Below are 15,108 nucleotides of genomic sequence, written 5' to 3'. Positions count from 1 at the left end.
GACCACCGGCCGCGCCTTTCGGGGCGGTGACCGGATCAGCCGAGCAGCTCGACGTCGAGCTGGCCGAAGTGGTACTTGCGTACCGCCGCGAGCAGCTCGTCGAGCGACAGCTCACCGTCGTCGTTGGTGTCCACCTTGCGGAACGCCTCCTGGGCCTTCGAGCGGTCCACGCCGATCCCGCCGAGCCACGCCTCGAACTCACCGGCGTTGATCTGCCCGTCGGCGTTCTTGTCGCAGAGACCGATGATGCCCTTCACCACCGGGCCGAGCGCGCGGTTGAAGTCGGCCTCGCCGCCTTCGAAGATGAGGCTTTCGGTGACGCGCAGGAACTGGTCCTGAGTGAGCGGGCCGTTCGACGGCGCCCCGGCCGCCTGCGTGAGGTGGTCGAAGAGGCTGCGGAAAGCCTCCCGCAGTGCCCGCGCCTCCGCGGAGTCGGTGCGCTTGCCGAAGTTCTGCGCGATCTTCCCGGCCTCCTGCTCGAAGTCCTGCCACTCCAGGATTCCGTTACCGTCCGAGTCCCACTTCTGGAAACGCTTCAGCAGGCGCTCGTTCGCGACGGCAGTAGCCATGATGGTGTCCCTTTCTTTGGACGTACGGGATGTCAGCGACGCCGGACGGAGCGTCGGCGCCGCCTCGCGGGCCCTTCCTCTCCAAGGGCCCGCAAGTCTGGAATTCAGAGGAGCGTGACCCGGGCCCCGGAGGCCATTCCGCGGGTGTCCAGCAGGGCACAGTCCGCGCGGGTCAGCGTCGTCATGTCGTAACTCGTGTGGTACTGCAGGAGAATTGCCAGATCGGCACCGGCCAGGGCGTCCGGCAAGGAATCCACGCGCTCCAGGAATGTGCCGTCCGCCGCGAATTCCGGTACGTACGGGTCGTGATAGCGGACCGTGACGCCACGGGCGCGCAGTCCGCTCGCCACCGGCGCCGCCGGCGATTCCCTGGCGTCGGCCACATCGGGCTTGTACGCCACGCCGAGCAGCACGACCGTCGCTTCTTCGGGCGCCTTCCCCATGTCGCCGAGGAGCCCGACGGCCCGGCCGACGACATGCTCCGGCATCCGTGACACCACGTCATGGGCCGCGGACAGCATCCGGAAGTGGAAGCCCTCGGCTTCGGCCTTCGCCGCGAGATAGCGGGGATCGACCGGGATGCAGTGGCCGCCCACCCCGGCCCCGGGCCGGAACGGCGCGAACCCGAAGGGTTTTGTCGAGGCGCAGTGCAGCACGTCCCACACGTCGATGCCCGTGCGGTCGCAGAACAGCGCCACTTCATCGACGAGTGCGATATTGACGTACCGGTAGGTGTTCTCCAGCAGTTTGGCCATCTCGGCCTCGCGCGTGCCGCGCGAGACCACCAGCGTTTCCACGAACCGGCCGTAGAAGGCGACGGCGTGCTTGGCGCACAGCGGGGTGCAGCCGCTCACCACCTTCGGGGTGTTGCCGATCCCGAACTGCCGGTTACCCGGGTCGATGCGCTCGGGCGAGTACGCGAGGTGGAAGTCCGTGCCGGCCCGCAGCCCGCTGCCCTCCTCCAGGAGGGGGCGGACGACGTCCTCCGTGGTCCCCGGATAACTCGTGGACTCCAGGACGACGAGCATGCCGGGGCGCAGGCCGCGGGCCACGGCGCGCGACGCGGCACGCACCGCGCCGAGGTCCGGCGTGCCGTCGGCGCCCAGCCCCGTGGGGACGCAGATCACGACCGTGTCGGCCCGGCCGGTCACGGACGCGTCGTCCGTCGCACGGAACCCCGCCGCCACCATGTCGGCGACATCCGCGTCCGTCACCCCACCGACATGCGAGCGCCCCTCGTTGAGCCCGGTCACCACCGCGGCGGAGACGTCGTGCCCGATGGTGGTCAGGCCCGCGGCGCACGCGGCCCGCGCGAGCGGCAGCCCCACGTGCCCCAGGCCGACCACCGCGAGATCGGCAGTCATGGAAATTCTCCCCCCTTGTCAGCAACGGCTCTTTCTGCGGGTCAGGCGGAGAAACTCCCGGTGTCCGGAGGGACATGCGTGCCATATCCCGGTTGGACGGTCAGTGAGGGGGTGAGGCAGAACGGGTCGCGGTACACCCGGACGGGCTTGTCGGTGCGATTGACGAGGACATGCGCACCGACCGGCAGCGTCTGACAACCCGCCGGATTCTCATACGTGGTGAGGGGCTGCAACTCTGTTCGGAAAACGGTGACCTCGCCGTCGCTCGGGGCGGCGGTGGCCGGAACGGTCGCGGAAACGCTCGCGATGAGCGCGACGGCGACCAGGGCGAAAACAGAACCAACTCGGCGCATATGACTTTCCTTTCGTGGGGAATGAGCACCGCCCCAATGCTGCCCCAGCGCCGTCCCGCGTAATATTCACCCGTCAAGGTGCACCCGAATCAGCGACAATATGCCGATCCGGTGGAAAGAAAAGATCGTACGACCGGCCGGGGAAGCGGATACGGTCGCCGTCATGGACGAACTCGCGCTGCTCGAACGCTCCGGCGGTCCCGTGACCCGTGGCCGGCTCGCCCGTGACCTCACCGCGCTCGGCCTCGCCGACGGGGACCACGTCATGTTCCACACCGAGCTGTCCGCCCTCGGGTATGTGGCGGGCGGCCCGCAGACGGTCATCGGCGCGCTCCGCGAAGTCGTGGGTGAGCGGGGCACGTTGATGGTCACCTGCGGATGGAACGACGCACCGCCCTACGACTTCACCGACTGGCCGCGGGCCTGGCAGGACGCACTGCGCGCCGAACATCCGGCGTACGACCCGGAGTTGAGCGAGGCCGACCATGCCAACGGCCGCCTCCCCGAAGCCCTGCGCCGCATGGCGGGAGCCGTCCGCAGCCGGCACCCCGACGCCAGTTTCGCCGCACTCGGCGCGGCTGCGAAGGAGCTGATGGCCGACCATCCGTGGGACGGCCCGCACGGTCCCGGCAGCCCGCTGGCGCGGCTGGTCGCCCGGGGCGGCCGGGTCCTCCTGCTGGGCGCCCCGCTGGACTCCCTCACGCTGCTGCACCACGCCGAGGCGCTCGCCGACGCGCCGGGCAAGCGGTTCGTGACGTACGAGCAGCCGGTCGTCGTCGACGGGGAGCGGGTCTGGCGGCGTTTCCACGACATCGACTCGGAGAACGGGGCCTTCGACTACTCCGCCGTCGTGCCCGAGGGGCAGTGGCCGTTCGAGGTCATCGTCCGCGACATGCTCGCCGCGGGCCTCGGCCGCAGCGGCCGGGTCGGCGCGGCGCGCAGCCACCTCTTCGACGCCGGGGACGTCGTGGACTTCGGCGTCGCCTGGATCGAGGACCAACTGGGCGCCGCCGGCCGGTGAGACTACCGCCCGGCGGCGGACAGCAGGCCGAGTACGCCGGCGGACAGCGCGCAGGCGGAGAGGGCAGCCGCCACCGCCGTGCACAGCAGCCGGTGGCGCAGCCCTCGGTAGCGGGTGGCGTACTCGTCCTGGAGCCGGTCGCAGCGGTGGCGGACGCGTTCCAGGTAGCGGCGGGTGAGGACGAGGCGGTCGGCCGTGTACTGGCGGATGACCTCTTCGCGCTGTGCCGTGGTGAGCCAGGGCATCCGGTCCGCGAAGGCCGCGGCCTCGGTGCGGGCCCGCTCGGCCTCCGTCCAGCACAGCAGGTAGCCCTCCAGGCGGTCCGGGCCGGCGTCGGCCGCGCGCTCGTCCGGGCCGTACTGCGGGTTCATTTCTCCCCCGTGCCGCCGCGCAGCGAGGTGTCCGGGTCCTCGTCCACCATGTCCCTGCGCCCGGTGGTCTCCGCCTGGTCCAGCATGGCGACGTCCGGGTGGTGCAGGTCGAAGGCGGGGGACTCGGAGCGGACCCGGGGCAGCGTCTCGAAGTTGTGCCGCGGCGGCGGGCAGGACGTCGCCCACTCCAGGGACCGGCCGTACCCCCAGGGATCGTCGACCGTGATCTTCGGCGCGTACCTGGCGGTCCGCCACACGTTGTACAAGAAGGGCAGCGTGGAGACGCCCAGCAGGAAAGCGCCGATGGAGGAGACCGTGTTCAGCGCGGTGAAGCCGTCGGCCGAGAGGTAGTCGGCGTAGCGGCGGGGCATGCCTTCGGCGCCCAGCCAGTGCTGGACGAGGAACGTGGTGTGAAAGCCCACGAAGAGCGTCCAGAAGTGCATCTTCCCCAGCCGCTCGTCGAGCATGGTGCCGGTGAACTTCGGCCACCAGAAGTGGAATCCGCCGAACATGGCGAAGACGACCGTGCCGAACACGACGTAATGGAAGTGCGCGACCACGAAATAGCTGTCGCTCACATGGAAGTCCATCGGGGGAGAGGCCAGGATAACGCCGGTCAGGCCGCCGAACAGGAAGGTGAGGAGAAAGCCGAGGACCCAGAGCATGGGTGTCTCGAACGACAGGGAGCCGCGCCACATCGTCCCGATCCAGTTGAAGAACTTCACCCCGGTGGGCACCGCGATCAGGAAGGACATGAAGGAGAAGAACGGCAGCAGCACGCCGCCGGTGACGAACATGTGGTGCGCCCATACGGTGACCGAAAGACCGGTGATCGAGATGGTCGCCGCGATCAGTCCGATGTAACCGAAGATGGGCTTGCGGGCGAACACCGGGATGATTTCGGTGACGATGCCGAAGAACGGCAGCGCGATGATGTACACCTCGGGATGCCCGAAGAACCAGAACAGGTGCTGATAGAGCAGCGCGCCGCCGTTGGACGGGTCGTAGACATGGGCCCCGAACTTCCGGTCCGCCGCGAGCGCCAGCAGGGTGGCGGCCAGGACGGGGAAGGCCATCAGGACCAGCACGCTGGTCAGCAGCACGTTCCAGGTGAAGATCGGCATCCGGAACATCGTCATGCCGGGCATGCGCATGCAGATGATGGTGGTGATGAAATTGACCGCGCCGAGAATGGTGCCGAATCCGGAGAGCGCCAGGCCCATCACCCACATGTCCCCGCCGACCCCCGGCGTCCGGGTGGCGTCGGACAGCGGCGTATAGGCGAACCACCCGAAGTCGGCCGCGCCGCTCGGCGTCACGAATGACGCCACCGCGATCAGCGAACCGAAGAGGAAAAGCCAGTAGGACAGCATGTTCAACCGCGGGAACGCCACGTCCGGCGAGCCGATCTGCAAGGGCATGATGGCATTGGAGAAACCGGCGAAGAGGGGCGTGGCGAACATCAGCATCATGATGGTGCCGTGCATGGTGAACGCCTGGTTGAACTGCTCGTTGGAGAGGATCTGCAGGCCCGGGCGGGCCAGTTCGGTACGCATGGAAAGCGCCAGCAGCCCCCCGAACAGAAAGAAGATGAAGGCCGTCACCATGTAGAGGGAGCCGATCTTCTTGTGGTCCGTGGTGGTCAGCCACGTCACCACCACGGCACCTCTTGTGCGACGGGGGGTTTCTCGGACCATCGGCTGATCCGGGTGCTCCGTCTGCGTCGTCACGACGCCACTCCCTTTCCGCTCCCATGGGTACACGGCTGGTATACGGCACCGGCGGAAAGCAGCCGCGCCATTGGGCCGTACGTGGGAGGGGGGAATCCGGCCCGCCGGGGAACGCCCCGGCAACCGCTCAGGTGTCGGGGATCAGCGCCTGCTCGACGACCTCCCGGGCCACCTCCCGCAGGCGCCGGCCGCGGCGGCGGGCGTGGCCGCGCATCACCTCGAAAGCCTCATCGACGCTGACCCCCATGCGGTGGGCCAGGAAGCCCTTGGCCTGCTCGATGGCGATACGGGTCTGCAGCGCGGTCCGGAGCTGGTCGTTGACCCTGCGGTAGGTGATCAGGGCCTCCCGGTAGCACAGGCTGACGGCCACCACGTGGGCCAGTGCCTGCCCCAGCCGCACATCCGGCTCGGGCACCGGAGCGGAGCCCGTACGCAGCAACAGCAGGCAGCCGTCGGCCTGTCGGCGGTGGGTCAGCGGGACCGCGCTGGCGAAGCGGTACCCGGCGGCGAGGGCCTGCTCGGTGAACGCGGGCCAGCGCGATGCTGTGGTCAGCAGGTCCACCGAGACGACCGGGGAGGTGGTGCGGTAGCCCTCCCGCGCGGGTCCCTCCAGCGCCGCGATGGCCAGCAGGTCGGCGAAGGCCGGGTCCGGCTCGCTCGCGGCGACCGGCTGCAGCCCCTCGCCCGGCGGCGCGAACAGCACCGCCGCGGCGGAGACGTCCAGCAGCTGTACGCACCGGGTGGCGAACCTCTGCAAGTAGCCGGTCGTTTCGAACGCCTTCCCGTAGGAGGAGGCGTCGGCCAAGTCCACGAAGACGTCGGCCAGGAACTGCTCGCGACCCATGATCATCCTTACGGGCGTGAAGAGAGGGAGGAGGACGGTCGTCCGGCAGGCAGGGGGTGTGAACGCGCGGTCGGCCGCGACGCCTCCTCGGGCAATGCCGCACACCGTGCGCATCCACCCGGTAACAGCACTCTCACAGGGTCCCGCACCGGCCGCACGCGAGGACTATGACTCGGACACGTACCGCGCGGTCCGAGCCATCCGGCGCCCGGACCCGGACCTCCCGCCAGGGCACACGCGTGCGGGCACGCCCCGCACCGGGCCAGCCGTAATGCCAAGGGGACATGCCACACGATCCGCTGCACCCGCCGAATCCGACTCCTGGATGCGCATTCAAAGATGGCTCGGACAGCCCCGGCCCTCTTGAACCGTCATCCGGAAGCTGCGCAGGGCGTGCGCCCGGGCCGGCGAACCGGGTCCGACGCCCCATGGGGAAATCGGGGCAGGAAGCCTATCTTGAGGCGCATGGACAGCATCCCGCGCGAAGCATCCGTCGAAGCGAACCCGCTGCGCTGTCTCACCCTCGGAGAGCTGCGGCGGCGGACCAGCATGAAATGGCGCACGTACCCGGACGACGTGCTGCCCCTGTGGGTGGCGGAGATGGACGTACCACTGGCCGAACCGGTCGTACGGGCGGTCACGGACGCGCTCGCGCGCGGCGACACCGGCTACCCGGCGGGAACGGCGTACGCCGAGGCGCTGGCGGAGTTCGCGCGCGAGCGGTGGGGGTGGGACGGGCTCGCCGTGGAGCGCACGGCGATCGTGCCCGACGTGATGCTCGGCGTCGTGGAGATGCTGAAGCTGACCACGGGGCCGGGCGACGTGGTGGTCGTCAACTGCCCCGTCTATCCGCCGTTCTACCAGTTCCTCGGCAACGCGGACCGGAAGATCGTGGAGGCGCCGCTCGGCCCCGGCCACCGGATCGATGTCGACACGCTGGAGAACGCCTTCCGCAACGCCGTCGCGGGCGGGCGGCGGGCCGCGTACCTGTTGTGCAGCCCGCACAATCCGACCGGAACGGTGCACACCGCCGACGAACTCGCCGCGGTCGCCGCGCTGGCCGCCCGGTACGGCGTCCGGGTCGTGGCGGACGAGATCCATGCCCCGGTGGTGGCCACGGGGGTCACCTTCGTGCCGTATCTGAGCGTGCCGGGTGCGGAGAGCGGGCTGTCCCTGATGTCCGCGTCCAAGGGATGGAACCTCGCCGGGCTCAAGGCCGCCCTCGCGCTCGCGGGCCCGGCGGCCGCCGACGACCTCGCGCGCCTCCCGGAAGAGGTCGGCCACGGTCCCAGCCACGTGGGCGTGCTGGCCCACACCGCGGCCCTGCGGGACGGCGGCGACTGGCTGGACGCGCTGCTCGCCGGGCTGGACGAGAACCGTACGTTGCTGGGTGACCTGCTGGCCGAGCGGCTGCCGACGGTGCGGTACGCGCCTGCCCGGGGCACCTACCTCGCCTGGCTGGACTGCCGCGGCCTCGGCCTGGGCGACGACCCGGCCGCGGCCTTCCTGGAGCGCGGCCGGGTCGCCCTCAGCCCCGGTACGGACTTCGGCACCGGCGGCGCGGGCCACGCCCGGCTCAACCTCGCCACGTCGCCGGAAGTGCTCACCGAAGCGGTACACGGAATGGCGGCGGCCCTGGGCTGAACTGCGGGTGCTGTGCGACTGGGGCGCCACCGCAGCGGACCGGCCCGCGGAGCCGTCCGACTAGTCGCTCTCCGGCGTGGACTCGTCCGGGTCCCGGTGGCTGCCGGTGGACTCGGCCGGATCCTTGTGACTGCCGGTGGGCATGGCCGGGTGGCGGCCGAGCAGGAAGACGCCGGTCACCACCGCGGCCAGGCCGAGGAGTTCCCCGGTCAGCGCGCCGGGGGTGACGCGGATGCGGTCGCCGAGGAAGCCGATGCCACAGGCGATGCCGGCCAGCGGTTCGGCCGCGGTCAGCGCCGGCAGGGACATCCGCAGCGGCCCGGCCTCGAAGGCGCTCTGCACCAGCAGCAGCCCCGTCACGGCCAGCACCACGATCAGGTAGGGCTCCCAGCTCAGCAGCATCCTCCCGAGGCCGTGGTCCTCCGCGAGCGAGCTGGACACCCGGGTCAGCGCGTCCTGCAGGCCGTACAGCACACCCGCGGCGGCGGCCAGCAGCGGCGGCTCCTCCACCAGCCGCACATGACGGGCTGTCAGCACCAGGAGCAGTGCGATCGCGAGGACGCCGCCGAAGACGAGCCAGTGCCGCAGCGTGCCGGTGTGCGCCGGCCCGCTGTGCGGGCTCCCGGCGACGATGAAGGCCGCCACGCCACCGCTGAGCAGGAGCACGCCGGCCCAGCCCGACCAGCCCAGCCGCTCCCCGCTCAGCCACCGCGCGAGCACCATGGCGAAGAGCAGGTTCGTGGCCAGCAGCGGCTCGACCCGGGACAGGTCGCCGTGGCTCAGCGCGAGCACGCTGAAGATCTGCCCGACGACCATGCAGCCGATCCCCGCGAGCCACAGCGGTACCTTCATCAGGTCCAGCAGCAGCCGGAAGCTGAGCATGTCCTTCAGCGGCGCTTCCCGTGCCGCGTGCTGCTGCAGGACGAAGCCCAGCCCCAACAGGCAGGCGGCGAGGACACCGTAGAGGTAGATCATGGTCACCGCACCGGGGGGCGGCCGGCGCGCTGCTGCTCGGCCGAGGGCACCCGGGCCGCGTCACGCAGCGCCGCTTCGCCCTTGAGCAGCGGGGAGCGGGCCAGTACCAGCGCGGAGACGGCGATCAGCGCGCCGCCCGCCACGGCCGGCACGACGTACCAGCCGCCGCGCACGTGCTCCGCGAAGGCGAGGGAGCCCCACAGGATGGCCACCAGCGGGTCGGAGAGGGTCAGCCCGGGCTGGGCCGCGAGCAGATTGCCGGCGTGCAGCGCGGACTGGAGGAGGAACATCGCGAGGATGCCGGCCGCGACCATCGCGTAGAGCTGCCAGGCCGCGAAGACCGCGGAGAAGCCCTCTTCCTCACGGCTCATCGCGCCCTTCATGAAGGCGGCCGTCAGCCCGAACTGGCAGCCGGCCGCCACGCCGAAGGCGGCCGCCCTGCGGCTGGCGCCGCCCGGGAGCGCCGGCGGCTGGCGGCGGCCCCACTCCACGGTGGCGACGACGAAGGAGAGGTTCACGCCGACGCCCACCGTCCACGCCTCCCAGCCCGCCTCCTCGCCGTTCCCGGGGGCGGGCGAGAGGAAGTACAGCAGGGCGGCGAGCCCGCCGGTCATGCCCACGGCGGACAGCCACTCGCGGCGGTGCAGCCGGGTGTGGAAGACCCACGACGCCAGCAGCAGCGTCGCCGGCAGTTCGACGACGAGGATGGGCTGGACGACCGACAGGCTGCCGGTCGCCAGCGCGGCCGCCTGCAGGACGAAGCCCAGGATCACGCAGAGGAAGCCGGCGAACCACACCGGGCGGCGCAGCAGATGGAGGATCAACTGCGGCCGCAGGCTGTCCTCGCCCGGCAGATCGCGGCTGGCGCGCCGCTGCAGCACCGAGGCGGCCGCGTTGGCGCAGGCGGCGAGCACGGCCAGGAAGTAGCTCAGCACGACGTCCTTCCTCGGTCATCCTCCCCGGGAGGACGGATCGGGCGGCCCCGCACTCAGGCGAAGCGCGTGGCCAGCCGCCGGAACAGGGCCGGGGCGAGGCCCTTGAAGCGGGCGGGGAGCTGCAGCCAGCCGGGGACGAAGACCTCGCTCCGCTCGTGCGCCACCGCGTCCCAGACGGCGTCGGCGACCCGCGCCGGGGCGATCGGCCGCGGCCGGGAGCGCTGGTAGGGCGCTCCTCTGCGGGTGAAGAAGGGGGTGTTGACCGCGCCGGGCACCACCACCGAGACCCGCACCCGGCTGCCCGCCAGTTCGTACCGCAGGCTCTCGGCGAAGGCCGCGACGGCCGCCTTGGCCGCCGAGTACACGGCCTCCTCGCGCACGCCCACGGCGCCCGCGATCGACCCCACGAAGAGGAGGTGTCCGCGGTCGCGGCGCACTATGTCGGGGAGCACCCGGCGCGTCAGGTGCATCACGGCGGCCAGGTCCACCGCCAGGACCTCGTCGATGGCGGCCGGCGGCATGGCCATGAAGGGGCCCGCCCAGCCGATGCCGGCCCCGGCGACCAGCACGTCCACGCCGCCCGCCACGTCGAGGGCGCGCTCGACGAGCTGTCCGCAGCCCGCCGGGTCGCTCAGGTCGCAGGGGAGTGCCGTGGCACCGCAGTGGTCGGCGATCCGGTCCAGGCGCTCCTGGTCACGGCCGTTCAGCAGGAGCTGCCAGCCGCCCTCGGCGGCGAACCGGGTGGCGACGGCCGCGCCGATGCCCGACGAGGCGCCGGTGATCAGCGCCACCGGTGCGCCGGTCCGGTGGGCCCGCGGCGCGGGGCCGTGGCGCCCGGGCCGGTCCTCCGGGAGTACAGGACTGTGCGGCAGTGGTCCCGCGGCTTCCACAGGAGACCTCCTCCGGGCTGGGGCTCACCCTCTATGTCCTGATACCAGATCCGGACCAGCATGACACGACTTTCGTGATGATCCGGGCAATTGCCACCTCGGGCGTCACCACCCCGTGTCGTCCGTACCGTGGTCACGCAGCGGGCCCACGATGAGGCCCTGCCGGCGGCAGTGCTGCACCAGTACGGGCAGCGCCTGGAGCGTGGCGTGCCAGGAACCGGGCGCCGACGTGCGGTCGCTGTCGTGCAGCAGGACGGTCGCGCCGCCCTCCAGCCGGCGCTCCACGGTGCGCACGACCGCGGCCGCGTCGGCCCCCGCCACCCAGTCCCGCCCCCACGCGGACCACAGCACGGTGCGCAGCCCGAGGCGGTGCGCCGCGGCCCACCGGCCGCCTGTGAGGATGCCGTAGGGCGGCCGGTACCACCGGGGCCGCACCCCGCAGATGTCGGCGGCCGCCCGGACCGCCCGGCGCAGGTCGCGCAGTTCGCGTACCGGCGCGGGCCACCAGGGCCTGCGGTGGTCCCAGCCGTGCAGCCCCACCTCGTGCCCGCGGGTCACGATGTCCCGCCCCACCTCGGGCGCCTCGGCCAGCGCCGCGCCCAGCAGGAAGAAGGTCGCCCGGACGCCCAGACCGTCCAGCGCGTCGAGGAAGCGCGGCGTGCTCGCGCGGTCCGGGCCGTCGTCGAAGGTCAGGGCGATGTGCCCCGGGTGGCCCTGGCCGTCGAGCCCGGGGAAGAGGGCGCGCCGCACGGGCGGCAGCCAGGTCCCGGCGGGTCCGATGTGCAGCGCGGCCGCCGCTGTCGTGGCCGCGCCCGCCGCCTGCCACGCGGCGAGCCCAGGCGGAGGACGGTCGATGCGCATGACGTCCAGTATGGTCGCGTACGCCACGAAATGCTTGGGAAAGGCACCCGGACCGGGGCGGTGGACACATGGGCGGACGATTCGTCATCCTCAGCGCCGGCATGGGGGCCGGGCACCACGCGGTGGCAGGGGAACTCGCGCACCGGCTGACCGGCCGCGGCCACCAGGTCGCGACCCTGGACGTCCTCGACCTGCTGCCGGCCGGCACCGGCGCCGCCCTGCGCGGCTTCTACGCCACCACCGTCCGGCACGCGCCCGCGCTCTACGACGCGATCTACCGCGCCTACTTCGCCCCCCGGCCACCGTCAGGGACCGGGCGCCCGCAGCCGGGCCCCAACGACACCTCGCCGGTCGTCGCCCCCGCCGCCAAGGAGCTGCGGCGCCGCCTGGCCGGCGCGCCGCCCGACGCGGTGATCGCCACCTTCCACCTCGCCGCGCAGGTCAGCGGCCGGCTGCGGGAAGCCGGTGCGCTGAGCTGCCCGAGTGCCGTCGTGCTCACCGACTTCGCCGTGCACCGCCAGTGGCTGCACCCCGGCAACGACCTGCACCTGTGCCCGACCCGGGAGACCGCGGAGGAGATCGGCCGGCTCGGCGGCCGGGGCGCGCAGGCGGTCGGGCCGGTGGTACCCGCCGCGTTCCGCACCGCGCCGCCCCCCTCCCGTACCGCCGTCTTCGCCCGCCGCTTCGCCGCCGGCGCCCCCGGCCGCACCCCCGTCCTGCTCTCCGCCGGGGCCTGGGGCGTGGCCTCGCACCTGGCGCGCACGGCGGCGCTGCTCCGCGACGGCGGGTACCTGCCGGTGGTGATGTGCGGCCGCAGCCGGTCGCTGCGGCGGCGGATCGGCCGGGTGCCCGGGACCGTGGCGCTCGGCTGGGTGGCGGACGTACCGGCCCTGATGGCCGCGGCGGGCGCGCTGGTGGAGAACGCGGCGGGGCAGACGGCGGCCCAGGCGCTGGCGGCCGGGCTGCCCGTGGTGAGCTACCGGCCGATCCCCGGGCACGGCGCGGCGGGGGCCCGCCGGATGGCCGCCGCCGGGCTGTCGGGCCACGCCCGCGACCCGGCGGATCTGCTGCGCGTACTCGACGGGCTGACCCGCGACGGCCCGGCCAGGGAGGCCCGGATCGCCGCCGGGCGAGCCCTCTTCCGGGCCGATGCCGCCGAGATCATCACCGCTGCGGTACGGCCGGCGGCCACCGCGCCTCCGGTCTGACCCGGGCACGCCCGGTACCGGCGGCCACCGCGCCACCGGCCTGACACGGATACGTGCCGTACCGGCGGACTCAGCCGCTCCGGTGCGCCCGCCGGATCCACGGGTCGCCGAGCGACTCGGCCAGCCAGTCCAGCGCTGTCCGGCCGGTGCGGACCGGGTTGGCCAGCCGGCCCACGCCGTCGATGACGATCTCCACCACATCGCCGTCCGCCAGCGTGAAGTCCAGCTCCGGCACGATGCCCGTACCGGTCGAGAGCACCGCGCCGTCCGGGAACGGCTGGCCGTGGAAGAGATGGCGTACGAGGTCCTGCGGGGTGCGGTGGAAGGCGGCGGTGGAGGTGGTGGCCTCGTAGGCGGGCGCGCCGCCCCGGTGCACGGTCATGGTGATCTTCAGGGCCGACGGGTCGCCGATCTCCCACGCCGGCACGATGCCCGCCGAGAGTGCCGTACTGCCGGCGTAGATCTTGGCCTGCGGCAGGTACAGCGGGTTCTCGCCCTCGATGGAGCGGGAGCTGACGTCGTCGGCGACGAGGTAACCGACGGTCTCGGCGTGCCGGTTCAGGACGAGCGCCAGCTCCGGCTCGGGGACGTTGAGGGGCGAGTCGTCCCGTACGGCGATCGGCTCGCCGTCGGTCACCACGCGCCAGGGCACGGACTTGAAGAACAGCTCGGGCCGCTCGGCGTCGTAGATCCGCTCGTACACCGACTGCTCGGTGCTCTCGGCGATCCGCGCCTCGCGCGAGCGCTCGTACGTCACGCCGGCCGCCCACACCTCCGTCAGCCCGTCGGCCGGCGGCAGCAGCAGGACGTCGGACTCGGCGGCGTCCGGCTCCCGGGCGGCGGTCTCCTCGGTGAGCGCCCGCAGCTCATCGGCGGTGCGGTGCAGCAGGTCGGCGAGGCGCGGCGCGCCGGGGAAGGCGCGGATCGCGCCGGCGTCGTCCGCGAGTCCGGTGCGGACCGCGCCCGTGGTGTCAGCGAAGCGCACGATGCGGGTCATCGGTGATGTCCTCCTTGTCGGGGTGCGGGTGAGCGGCGGGGGTGCGGAGACCGGCCCAGCGGAAGCCGGTGACGACCGCGGCGCCGGCGATGACGATCAGTGCGACGGCGTACAGGCCGGTGGCGCCGGAGCCGGTGGACGTCTCGACGACGCCCATGACGTACGGGCCGAGGAAGCCGCCGAGGTTGCCGAAGCCGGAGATCAGCGCGATCGTGCCGGCCATCTGAACGCCGCTGAGGATCGTCGGCGGCACGGTCCAGAAGACCGGCTGGGCGCCCAGGAAGCCGAACGCGGCGACGCACAGTGCGGCGACCGCGGGGACCGGCGGCAGCAGCGCCCCGCCGACCAGGCCGGCCGCGGTGAGGACCAGGGCGAGGCGGAGCGGGCCGCGCCGGTTTCCGCTGCGGTCCGAGAGCCACGGCAGGATCAGCACGCCGAGCAGCGCGAAGACCCAGGGGAGCGCCGAGACGAAGCCGATGCCGACATCGTCCAGGCCGCCGATCCGGCCGACCAGCGCGGGCAGCCAGAACGTCACCCCGTACACGCCGATCTGGATTGCGAAGTACACGAACATCAGGCGCAGTACACGGCTGTCGCCGACGATCTCGCGGATGCGGCGCGGCGGACGCGCGTCCTCCGCCGGACGGTCCGCCTCGATGCGCGCGGCCAGCAGCGCCTTCTCCTCGGCGGTCAGCCAGCGCGCGTCCTCGGGGCGGTCGGTGAGCAGCCACGGCACGGCGAGCGCCAGGAGGACGGTCGGCGCGCCCTCCAGCAGGAACATCCACTGCCAGCCGTCCAGCCCGGCCAGGCCGTGCAGCCCGATGAGCCAGCCGCCGACCGGGTTGCCGATGATGCTCGAAATGGCCACCGCGGACTGGAACATGCCGGTGGCCTTCCCGCGGTCGGACGCGGGGAACCAGTAGGTGATGTAGAGGATCACGCCGGGGAAGAAGCCGGCCTCGGCGGCGCCGAGCAGGAAGCGCAGCACGTAGAAGCCGGTGGGGCTGGCGGTCAGCGCCATGGCGCAGGACAGCAGGCCCCAGACGAACATCAGCGCGGCGAGCCAGCGGCGGGCGCCCCAGCGGTGCAGCACCAGGTTGGAGGGCACGCCGAGCAGTGCGTATCCGACGAAGAAGACGCCGGCGCCGAAGCCGTACGCGGCCGCGTCGATCCCGGCGTCGGTGGCGAGGTGTGTTTTGACGAGCGCGACGTTCGTCCGGTCCAGGAAGCTCAGGACGAACATCAGGAAGAGAGGTGGTAGCAGGCGTCTGGCCACTTTGCGGCGCACGGTGTCCGTGTTCATCCGACCTCCTGAGGGAGACATCTGACCGCTGGACCGTACGAGC

General features: G+C 72.3%; 15 protein-coding genes. 3 read left to right on the top strand and 12 right to left on the bottom strand.

Annotated features, from left to right (window positions below; genetic code table 11):
• Window positions 1-35 precede the first annotated feature (35 nt).
• The 3 genes from IG84_RS0121750 to IG84_RS0121740 all read right to left on the bottom strand — a co-directional run bounded on the left by IG84_RS0121750 (window position 36) and on the right by IG84_RS0121740 (window position 2,286).
• Entirely contained in the window at window positions 36-569 is a 534-nt protein-coding gene (locus tag IG84_RS0121750; RefSeq protein ID WP_031059708.1) for an EF-hand domain-containing protein, read from the bottom strand.
• 104 nt (window positions 570-673) lie between these two features.
• Window positions 674-1,933: a nucleotide sugar dehydrogenase gene (locus tag IG84_RS0121745; protein ID WP_031059705.1), complete on the bottom strand. Its 1,260-nt coding sequence runs from the start codon at window positions 1,931-1,933 to the stop codon at window positions 674-676.
• A 41-nt stretch (window positions 1,934-1,974) separates the two neighbouring features.
• Window positions 1,975-2,286, bottom strand: a complete 312-nt coding sequence (locus tag IG84_RS0121740) for a hypothetical protein (protein WP_031059704.1) — start codon at window positions 2,284-2,286, stop codon at window positions 1,975-1,977.
• A 163-nt stretch (window positions 2,287-2,449) separates the two neighbouring features.
• Here IG84_RS0121740 and aac(3) point away from each other — a divergent pair, with 163 nt between their 5' ends.
• Window positions 2,450-3,307, top strand: coding sequence for an aminoglycoside 3-N-acetyltransferase (aac(3), locus tag IG84_RS0121735; RefSeq protein WP_031059701.1), 858 nt, complete (start codon window positions 2,450-2,452; stop codon window positions 3,305-3,307).
• A gap of 2 nt (window positions 3,308-3,309) precedes the next feature.
• Here the strand turns inward: aac(3) and IG84_RS0121730 are convergent, their stop codons facing one another.
• The 3 genes from IG84_RS0121730 to IG84_RS0121720 all read right to left on the bottom strand — a co-directional run bounded on the left by IG84_RS0121730 (window position 3,310) and on the right by IG84_RS0121720 (window position 6,252).
• The gene (locus tag IG84_RS0121730; protein ID WP_031059699.1) at window positions 3,310-3,678 is read right to left on the bottom strand and encodes a hypothetical protein; all 369 of its coding nucleotides are present in this window, start codon (window positions 3,676-3,678) and stop codon (window positions 3,310-3,312) included.
• Entirely contained in the window at window positions 3,675-5,375 is a 1,701-nt protein-coding gene (gene ctaD / locus IG84_RS0121725; RefSeq protein WP_078649182.1) for an aa3-type cytochrome oxidase subunit I, read from the bottom strand. Before ctaD ends, IG84_RS0121730 begins: the two co-directional genes overlap by 4 nt.
• A 160-nt stretch (window positions 5,376-5,535) precedes the next feature.
• Window positions 5,536-6,252 carry an ANTAR domain-containing protein gene (locus IG84_RS0121720; RefSeq protein WP_051862158.1) on the bottom strand — a complete coding sequence of 239 codons (717 nt, stop codon included), beginning with the start codon at window positions 6,250-6,252 and terminating at the stop codon, window positions 5,536-5,538.
• A 465-nt stretch (window positions 6,253-6,717) separates the two neighbouring features.
• Between IG84_RS0121720 and IG84_RS0121715 the strand changes: the two genes are divergently transcribed.
• Window positions 6,718-7,896, top strand: coding sequence for a MalY/PatB family protein (locus tag IG84_RS0121715; RefSeq protein ID WP_031059691.1), 1,179 nt, complete (start codon window positions 6,718-6,720; stop codon window positions 7,894-7,896).
• Between the two features lie 60 nt (window positions 7,897-7,956).
• On the opposite strand, the gene IG84_RS0121710 is transcribed toward IG84_RS0121715, so the two are convergent.
• From IG84_RS0121710 to IG84_RS0121695, 4 genes are all read right to left on the bottom strand, one after another.
• A complete protein-coding gene (locus IG84_RS0121710; protein ID WP_031059688.1) occupies window positions 7,957-8,871 on the bottom strand; it encodes a DMT family transporter in 915 nt (304 codons plus the stop codon).
• Between the two features lie 2 nt (window positions 8,872-8,873).
• Window positions 8,874-9,806: a DMT family transporter gene (locus tag IG84_RS0121705; protein ID WP_051862157.1), complete on the bottom strand. Its 933-nt coding sequence runs from the start codon at window positions 9,804-9,806 to the stop codon at window positions 8,874-8,876.
• A 53-nt stretch (window positions 9,807-9,859) separates the two neighbouring features.
• Window positions 9,860-10,696, bottom strand: coding sequence for an SDR family NAD(P)-dependent oxidoreductase (locus IG84_RS0121700; protein WP_031059680.1), 837 nt, complete (start codon window positions 10,694-10,696; stop codon window positions 9,860-9,862).
• 105 nt (window positions 10,697-10,801) lie between these two features.
• The gene (locus IG84_RS0121695) at window positions 10,802-11,557 is read right to left on the bottom strand and encodes a polysaccharide deacetylase family protein (protein WP_031059675.1); all 756 of its coding nucleotides are present in this window, start codon (window positions 11,555-11,557) and stop codon (window positions 10,802-10,804) included.
• A gap of 68 nt (window positions 11,558-11,625) precedes the next feature.
• Here IG84_RS0121695 and IG84_RS0121690 point away from each other — a divergent pair, with 68 nt between their 5' ends.
• Window positions 11,626-12,765 carry an MGDG synthase family glycosyltransferase gene (locus IG84_RS0121690; protein ID WP_031059674.1) on the top strand — a complete coding sequence of 380 codons (1,140 nt, stop codon included), beginning with the start codon at window positions 11,626-11,628 and terminating at the stop codon, window positions 12,763-12,765.
• A 70-nt stretch (window positions 12,766-12,835) separates the two neighbouring features.
• On the opposite strand, the gene IG84_RS0121685 is transcribed toward IG84_RS0121690, so the two are convergent.
• Window positions 12,836-13,762 carry a fumarylacetoacetate hydrolase family protein gene (locus tag IG84_RS0121685; RefSeq protein WP_031059672.1) on the bottom strand — a complete coding sequence of 309 codons (927 nt, stop codon included), beginning with the start codon at window positions 13,760-13,762 and terminating at the stop codon, window positions 12,836-12,838.
• Complete coding sequence (locus IG84_RS0121680) at window positions 13,737-15,065, bottom strand: MFS transporter (protein ID WP_051862155.1); 1,329 nt, start codon at window positions 15,063-15,065, stop codon at window positions 13,737-13,739. The genes IG84_RS0121685 and IG84_RS0121680 overlap by 26 nt, the downstream gene beginning before the upstream one ends.
• Window positions 15,066-15,108 lie beyond the last annotated feature (43 nt).

The sequence above is a fragment of the Streptomyces ochraceiscleroticus genome (assembly GCF_000720485.1).
Classification (GTDB): Bacteria; Actinomycetota; Actinomycetes; order Streptomycetales; family Streptomycetaceae; genus Streptomyces; species Streptomyces ochraceiscleroticus.
The sequence above is the reverse complement of the archived record's forward strand: the minus strand, read 5'-3'. Positions and strand labels throughout refer to the sequence as shown.

Bases quoted from the DNA above. Each gene is read 5' to 3' on its own strand.
- IG84_RS0121715 (WP_031059691.1), top strand. From the start codon at position 6,718: ATGGACAGCATCCCGCGCGAAGCATCCGTCGAAGCGAACCCGCTGCGC.
- ctaD (WP_078649182.1), bottom strand. From the start codon at position 5,375: ATGGTCCGAGAAACCCCCCGTCGCACAAGAGGTGCCGTGGTGGTGACG.
- IG84_RS0121720 (WP_051862158.1), bottom strand. From the start codon at position 6,252: ATGGGTCGCGAGCAGTTCCTGGCCGACGTCTTCGTGGACTTGGCCGAC.
- IG84_RS0121745 (WP_031059705.1), bottom strand. From the start codon at position 1,933: ATGACTGCCGATCTCGCGGTGGTCGGCCTGGGGCACGTGGGGCTGCCG.
- IG84_RS0121695 (WP_031059675.1), bottom strand. From the start codon at position 11,557: ATGCGCATCGACCGTCCTCCGCCTGGGCTCGCCGCGTGGCAGGCGGCG.
- IG84_RS0121680 (WP_051862155.1), bottom strand. From the start codon at position 15,065: ATGAACACGGACACCGTGCGCCGCAAAGTGGCCAGACGCCTGCTACCA.
- IG84_RS0121730 (WP_031059699.1), bottom strand. From the start codon at position 3,678: ATGAACCCGCAGTACGGCCCGGACGAGCGCGCGGCCGACGCCGGCCCG.
- IG84_RS0121685 (WP_031059672.1), bottom strand. From the start codon at position 13,762: ATGACCCGCATCGTGCGCTTCGCTGACACCACGGGCGCGGTCCGCACC.
- IG84_RS0121750 (WP_031059708.1), bottom strand. From the start codon at position 569: ATGGCTACTGCCGTCGCGAACGAGCGCCTGCTGAAGCGTTTCCAGAAG.
- IG84_RS0121740 (WP_031059704.1), bottom strand. From the start codon at position 2,286: ATGCGCCGAGTTGGTTCTGTTTTCGCCCTGGTCGCCGTCGCGCTCATC.
- IG84_RS0121710 (WP_031059688.1), bottom strand. From the start codon at position 8,871: ATGATCTACCTCTACGGTGTCCTCGCCGCCTGCCTGTTGGGGCTGGGC.
- IG84_RS0121690 (WP_031059674.1), top strand. From the start codon at position 11,626: ATGGGCGGACGATTCGTCATCCTCAGCGCCGGCATGGGGGCCGGGCAC.